Annotated in this window: 7 protein-coding genes; all 7 read left to right on the plus strand. The window is 51.7% G+C overall.

The features are described from left to right. The first annotated feature begins 211 nt into the window (after window positions 1–211). Window positions 212–1024: a hypothetical protein gene (locus tag VE954_RS05400; protein WP_324950461.1), complete on the plus strand. Its 813-nt coding sequence runs from the start codon at window positions 212–214 to the stop codon at window positions 1022–1024. A 126-nt stretch (window positions 1025–1150) separates the two neighbouring features. Beyond that, complete coding sequence (locus VE954_RS05405) at window positions 1151–2518, plus strand: neutral/alkaline non-lysosomal ceramidase N-terminal domain-containing protein (RefSeq protein ID WP_324950463.1); 1368 nt, start codon at window positions 1151–1153, stop codon at window positions 2516–2518. A gap of 13 nt (window positions 2519–2531) precedes the next feature. Continuing rightward, a complete protein-coding gene (locus VE954_RS05410) occupies window positions 2532–4319 on the plus strand; it encodes a hypothetical protein (RefSeq protein ID WP_324950465.1) in 1788 nt (595 codons plus the stop codon). Between the two features lie 30 nt (window positions 4320–4349). Continuing rightward, entirely contained in the window at window positions 4350–5039 is a 690-nt protein-coding gene (locus VE954_RS05415) for a C39 family peptidase (protein ID WP_324950467.1), read from the plus strand. Window positions 5040–5162: 123 nt separating this feature from the next. Beyond that, entirely contained in the window at window positions 5163–6011 is an 849-nt protein-coding gene (locus VE954_RS05420; protein ID WP_324950469.1) for an SDR family oxidoreductase, read from the plus strand. Between the two features lie 281 nt (window positions 6012–6292). Continuing rightward, the gene (locus VE954_RS05425) at window positions 6293–6691 is read left to right on the plus strand and encodes a GntR family transcriptional regulator (protein ID WP_324950471.1); all 399 of its coding nucleotides are present in this window, start codon (window positions 6293–6295) and stop codon (window positions 6689–6691) included. A gap of 1 nt (window position 6692) precedes the next feature. Then, on the plus strand, window positions 6693–6863 hold a 171-nt coding region (locus VE954_RS43710; protein ID WP_349263797.1), incomplete at its 3' end, for an ATP-binding cassette domain-containing protein.

A 6863-nucleotide genomic window follows, 5' to 3' on the forward strand; every position in this document is an offset into this window, starting at 1 on the left:
CAACGTGTATTACCCGGTATTCTTTGTGACTATCATAATGCAATTCTGAAGAATTTTCGTCACGATCCCATCCATCCAGCTGCCATATCTATGGTAACTTGCCTGATCCTATTTCTCGGGTCGATGGAGAGTGCGTGCTCCATAGGAGGGTATTCCTGATAGCCAAGAGTTCGATGTTCAGTGCCTCCAGCTACATCAGGGGGCTCAAGAGATGACCAACGGAAAATCAAAACTCGAGGCGCTGCAGGCAGCGTTGGAAAATTATTTCCTTCGCTTTCCGCGTCTCACAGTCAAGGCCTTGTCTATGCGAACGGGAGTTCCTTACGCCACCCTGAGGCGAATCATCCAAGCTGAAGTCAATGAGATCAAGGATGAGACGATTTTTCGAATTATTGATCGTGTGCTGCTGAAGGCTGAGCAAATGGATTTTATCCGTGAGCACTATCCCGTACTCGACAAGATAATCAATGGCCGGAGCTTGCCTGCTCCACCCAATGATGACATGGCTCAGAGGTTCAGAAAGTTCCACCGTGCGAGCCCTCACAATCTGATCATCAGGATGGCGCTATCGAGAGCCGGGATAGATCGAGCGCACGTTGAGCAACTGGCAGGCGACATTGGTTTATTGGCCTTGGACGAAATGATTGCAGCTGGTCTTCTTGTGGAGGAACAAGGGTCGATCGAAGTCCAATGGGACGTCGAGCCTTACATGGAATTCGATGATATACGGCACCAGGTCGACAAAGACCTGGAATATTCCGCCAATACCTTAGGCTCTGGACCTGGCTTCATCCGCCATACTCTGGGGGCTGTTTCGCCGGAAGGTCTGCTGCGAATCGCAAGCCTCACTCAAAGGCTTCTTGCGGAAGTGGAAGCTACCGTCGGAGAAAAGAGCGGAAATATACCATTTTATCTTGACGTCCTGGTGGGGTCTTATGATCTGGATCGCTTGCCTGCTCGGCATAAAGTAGATATGAACGCCCAACTGTCATTCGACAGACCTTCGGAAGAGCTTTCAACCTGAGGATCCCGCCCCAGGTTTTAAGTATCAAAACAAACAATTGTTAACCAAATAAAAATCCTTGTATAAGGAGTCAAATTCCAAACGCAATCAGGCTGTGAAAAGCCTCGAGCAAAAAAGGAAAATGACATGCGCATTTTTTCAGGACTGCTTCCTGCCTCTCTGCTGTTTGCCACAACCCCTCTTCTTGCTGAGCAGCTCTGCCCAAGCCCTCCCGGCCAACCCGCGGCTTATAAAATTGGGCTATCTCAACTCTCCATCACGCCCATGAATAAACTCACGATTGCAGGCTATGGAACTTATTATGGACTACCATCGGCGACAAGGATGAGTCACGAGGGAACTCATGATCCCATTTTTGCCTCGACCTTTTGGGTTGAAACGGATACCGAACGTGCTCTTGCGATTGTATCCTTGGACCTGGTCGGAATAAGCCGGCCTACCGTACTCCGTGTTGAAGAGGAAGTAAAAAGAACTCTCGGTCGTTCGAATGTTCAAGTGATCCTCAGCGCAACGCATACGCATCATGCACCAGACGTCCTTGGACTCTGGGGCGCTCTCCCCTTCTTTACAGGACGGGATGAGCCGTACATGAATTTTCTGGAAAAAAGTATTGTAGCCAGTATAAAAAGTGCTTCAGACACAGCACGCTGCAGCCAGGTCCATTGGGCAGAGACCCACAAGGAAACGGATTGGCATAACTATCTTCCCGCAGGATCTGAGCATGAGGAGACCATCACGACTCTAAGCTTTGTCGATCCGCTCACTCAGCAGAGCCTCGGAACGCTGACCCAATGGGCGGCTCACCCCACAGTTCTTGAGGCCAACAACAACACGATCAGCTCTGATTTTCCAGGCGCCTTCCGTACGGCCATGGGCGAGTTCAGAGATGGAATCCACATCTATGTGAACGGCATGCTCGGGGCGAGTTATATTCCTCTCAAGGATACTGACCGGCGACCGGATCCGTTCGTCAACGGCGACAAGGACCCCGATGTCACCGTTGGCTACGAGCAGCAGTCATTCCACGGCCACGATTTGGCGGAAAAAGTGAATCAAGCCCTGACTCTGGCTGCGCAGCCTTTGCAAAGACCAGGTCTGCAATGGGTCGAGCATCCGTTCCAGCTGCCGGTGACCAATGCCAGGTTTAAATTAGCAGAAAGCCTTAACATCGTCGAAGGCCGCGGTATCTCCCGGGGATATGTGGATACGGAAATCACGCTGGTCGGCTTGGGCGAGTTGCAGCTGGCGACTCTTCCCGGCGAAATGTTTCCGTCAGGCACTGGCCAGATCCGTGGAATGCTGAAAGCCGGGGCCAGATCGCAGGATCCCGTTATGTTTCTCGGCATCGGCAATGACTGGTTAGGCTACCTCCTCAGCCCAGCGGAGTATGAGGACGACAAGTTCTCATACCACAAGGGTCTTTCACTTGAAAGAAATGCCATGGATCGTATCGTCAAGGAATATGAAAAAATCACGGCCCAACCCCAAAGATGAGAGGAGCCAGAGCATGCCACTATTTATCGCACTTATCCTTGGGGTTTTCGCCCCAATGGTCGCATCGGCCGCATCGCTGCAGTTTGGAATTGCTGAGAGCATTATCACGCCACCGATGATGGATTCTTACGTCGACTCGAACGGAAATCGTCGCCACGACAAGGATGAACCCTGGACGGACACCAACCAAAACGGACGTTTTGATCCCTATTATATAGCTGGTTTTGGGCAGAACCGGGTCGCCACCTCAGTCCACGACGATCTCAAAGCCGTGGCTGTGTCTGTATCCAGTAACGGAAAGCGCATAGTCCTGGTCTCCGTGGATACCATTGGCTGGTTCCGACACGACAAGGATGAAGTCGCCAAACTGGTTACGGCACCCATTGACCTCTTGCTGATCCACGCGACGCATAACCATGAAGCGCCCGACACGATCGGCCTTTGGGGTCCCGACTACTTCCGTGGCGGCGTCAACCGCGATTATTTGAATCATGTGAAGTCGCAGATTGCTGGAGCCATTGATGCAGCTATTCGCCAGGAGAAGCCGGCTACCATGCTCAGGGCTGAGCTCGATACCGTCCCGGCTGATCTTGGGCAGATAGACACCCGCCCCTACCCGGAGAAACTGGATACGCGACTCGTGACTGCACAGTTTCGCGACAGCGGAACAGGTGCCGTGCTTGGAACATTGGTGAACTTCGGCAATCATGTGGAAACGCTCTGGAGTGGCAACACATCCTTAACCGCCGACTACCCCGGGTTTCTTCGCGATGCTTTGAAATCTGGAATTCAGCTCAACGGCCAGACCGTTCTCGAAGGCACGGGCGCGCCGGTCCTATTCATCGCAGGAAACATCGGTGGCCTCGCGACGACAAGTTACGACACTCCCGTGCGGGACCCTTTCACAGGCGCGACCTGGATCGAGCCATCCTTTGACAAGGCCATCGCCCAGGGTCGCTATCTGGCGAAACTCACCAGTGAACTCTTGCAGTCCCCCCAGGCCCAGCATGATCTTGAGCCATCGATTCACTTCGTCAGTCGAAGCTATAAGCTACCCGTCGAAAATCTTGAATTTATTCTCGCGGGAAGCCTCGTCAAGCTCATCAGCCGCCCGTTTACCTTTGAGAACTGGGGCTGGAAGGTGGAAACGGAATCTCACCTCGTGCGGATTGGCGGTCTTTCCTTGCTCACTGTCCCGGGCGAACTTTATCCCGAGATTGCCGTGGGCGGCCTCGACCACCCCATAGGTGGGGATCGCGACACAGCACCCAAAGAGTGGCCCCCACTGCTGGATATCATGCCGGGTAGCACAAGGATGTTTGCCAACACCTGCAACGATTTCCTTGGATATATCATCCCCGCCTCTGAGTGGGATCGAGAAAAGCCCTATATCACGGGCACTGACAATGCGCCCTATGGCGAGGGAAATTCGCTAGGTCCTGTGACCGGGGAAAGGATTCATGAAACCAGTCTGAACCTTATTCTGGAATCCCGGAGTCAAACCCAGGACACGTATCAGTCACCCTTCACGGGACAGTACCGCTTTGCTTTCGATCAAGGCACGGTTGACCCGATGAATGTCGATGCTCTGGGGCGGATCGAGGGGAAATATACGGCACCTGGAGGGTCGTCATTCACTATTAGCGGCTATGTCAGTGCCAAGGGCGAGTTGAACTTTTGGATTGAAAATAAAGTGAAAGCCCAAGGAGCGATGGCCCCTGGCAGGATCGAGGGTACCTATGAATCCCGAGATCACCCTGGTGTCGTGAACAAGGCGGGAACATTTCAGGCGTCCTTCTGAAGCGAAGCCACATTCAATCGAGGAGAAAGCATGAAAGAACTAGTATTCCATGTAGCGCTGATCTTGGGTGCATTGGTGATTGCAAGCTGTGGACGGAACCATAACGAAAGCGCGACATCCCAACTTACCGCGGCCCCATCGTGCAACGTTGAAGAACTTAAGGTTTGCCTGGCCCATGCAGGTGGAAATGCATGCTATGCGAAATGGAGTTGCCATGCCGGTGATGAATCGCAAACCGTACTGTCCGTCCCCTATTATTACCAGTTACATAATCAATACGAGCCCTATCGTTCGTGCAACATCACGACTCTGGCGATGGCTTTAAGTTATAAGACCCGGTCCATCAAACCCGACGCAATTTATAAGTCGTACGGACTCGTCTTCACAGGGAGCGAGCTTGCTGCCATAGGGCGAGCCTATGGTGCTCAAAACAGCACCTACCATGCTGGAGGAGTCGGGGTCGCCAAGATCAAGGCCTACCTTGATCAGGGTATCCCTGTTATTTTCCAAGGGCAGTTCACAAGTGGGAGCGGTCACATCATTTTAATCGTCGGTTATGATAGCAGCGGTTGGATTGTAAACGATCCGTATGGGGAGTGGTATTCGTGGGGGTATGACCATAAAGCGACAGTGGGAGATCATGTCCATTATTCCTATGACCTTGTGGATCGCAATAGCCTCGGAGGTCGCGGGAACTATCACATTACAGCCATTTATTAAGCTAAAGTCGATTCAATATTGTACGATATGGAATGAACCGAGCGGCTCCGGCTGCTAGCAGTGAACCGCCCAGTGTCGCTGGCACAAAGTAACAGTCTCGTTTAGGTTTAGGAGCTGAAGAACATGATATTAGTTACAGGTGCCAGCGGCAACGTGGGATCCGAACTTGCCAGAATACTCAAGGCAAACGGGGCTCCGTTCAAGGCGGCGTTCCGCGACCTGGAGTCCGCAGACAGGTTCGGCTTGAAGAATGAAGCTGTCGTCTTGGATTTTGACCAGCCTGATACGTTTCCCAAGGCGCTCCTCGGAGTATCCAGGATCTTTCTGGTACGTCCGCCTGAACTTGCCGACACCAAACGTTACTTTCTTCCCTTCATTGAAGCTGCGCGCAAGTCCGGAGTCGCTCATATTGTTTTTCTCTCTGTTATAGGCGCCGATAAAAACAAGTTCCTGCCTCACAGCAAAATCGAGCAGCTCATGCGTCTCAGCGGAATCACCTTCACGTTCTTAAGACCCGGCTTTTTCATGCAGAATATCAGTGGGACGCATGCACCCGAAATCAAGGAGCTAGCGGATATCTTTGTCCCGGCTGGACAGGGCCGAACGAACTTCATTGACGTCCGGGACATCGCAGCCGCAGCGGCGGTCGCACTTATCGAGCCGGGACATGAGAACAAAGCGTATGCACTCACGGGCGACGAGGCGCTGACCTATCGGGAAGTGGCAGAAATACTCTCAGCTGAACTGGGCCGCCATATCCGCTATTCCAATCCGTCCATTTTCAGGTTCTTCCATCGCATGCGGAAACGTGGGATCAATGCCCCGTATATCCTGGTCATGATCGTGATCTACTCGATCGCGAAATTTGGCGGCGCCGGCACCTTAACAGTTGACCTGCGCAAGCTCATTGGACGACCCGCGATTAAATTCAGGGACTTTGCCCAAGATTACCGCAAAGCCTGGACTGTCTGAGTCAATCGGCTTCCAAATTCGCCATTATACCCTATGATATCATGACCAACGGCACAGTCCGTGTGACCCTACGGCTTTCCCCATGTATGCCAATATGACGTTGAAATGTCAGGATCAAGACCGATCGATCGCTAAAATTCGAGGTCTTGACTCAGATTTCGTGCATAAAATATCCTCTATAAACAGCCCCTTAAATCTCATTTTTGACATTTTTTAAAAATTGCTTGGCGTATCACTGCATCAACTGTATATGTTGCTACTGAACAGCTGAAGAGGTAGTTATGCTGTTGAACCTGTCTGACCTAAGCAATGAACCGCTCTACTCTCAAGTTCTTCGGCAAATACGCGCTCAGATCCTGACGGGTCATGTCTCTACAGGTGACCCGATTCCATCGATCCGCGACCTGGCGAGAACTTATAAAATAAGCGTGATGACTGTACAGAGAGCCTACGATGAGCTTATTCGCGAAGGCCTGGTCGTCGCAAGACGCGGCAAAGGATATTACGTTGCCGATTTGCTTCAATCTGATCGCGATCACGTTTCCATGTCGCACTGTAAGGATGCACTCAAACTGCCTATAGCGCTCGCGCTGGGCGAAGGTGTGCCGGCAGAAATCATTCATAAATTGGTGGATGAGTTGATTCAAGAAATGACAAAAACAAAAGGAGGCGAAGAATAAAATGAGTTTGGCACTTAAAGTCTCTCAGCTAACGGCTGCCGCTGGTAAATTCAAACTTGGTCCCATTGATCTTGAGATTGAGCAGGGCCTTGCGGTCGGTTTCATTGGCCCCAACGGCGCAGGTAAAAGCACAACGATCAACTGCATTCTTGGACTTCATAAAAGGCAAGGT

It is taken from the genome of Oligoflexus sp. (genome assembly GCF_035638955.1).
Taxonomy (GTDB): Bacteria; Bdellovibrionota_B; Oligoflexia; order Oligoflexales; family Oligoflexaceae; genus Oligoflexus.

What these genes read in the sequence shown, in the direction of transcription:
- VE954_RS05400 (WP_324950461.1), top strand. Translation starts at nt 212, where the DNA reads ATGACCAACGGAAAATCAAAACTCGAGGCGCTGCAGGCAGCGTTGGAA.
- VE954_RS05405 (WP_324950463.1), top strand. Translation starts at nt 1,151, where the DNA reads ATGCGCATTTTTTCAGGACTGCTTCCTGCCTCTCTGCTGTTTGCCACA.
- VE954_RS05410 (WP_324950465.1), top strand. Translation starts at nt 2,532, where the DNA reads ATGCCACTATTTATCGCACTTATCCTTGGGGTTTTCGCCCCAATGGTC.
- VE954_RS05415 (WP_324950467.1), top strand. Translation starts at nt 4,350, where the DNA reads ATGAAAGAACTAGTATTCCATGTAGCGCTGATCTTGGGTGCATTGGTG.
- VE954_RS05420 (WP_324950469.1), top strand. Translation starts at nt 5,163, where the DNA reads ATGATATTAGTTACAGGTGCCAGCGGCAACGTGGGATCCGAACTTGCC.
- VE954_RS05425 (WP_324950471.1), top strand. Translation starts at nt 6,293, where the DNA reads ATGCTGTTGAACCTGTCTGACCTAAGCAATGAACCGCTCTACTCTCAA.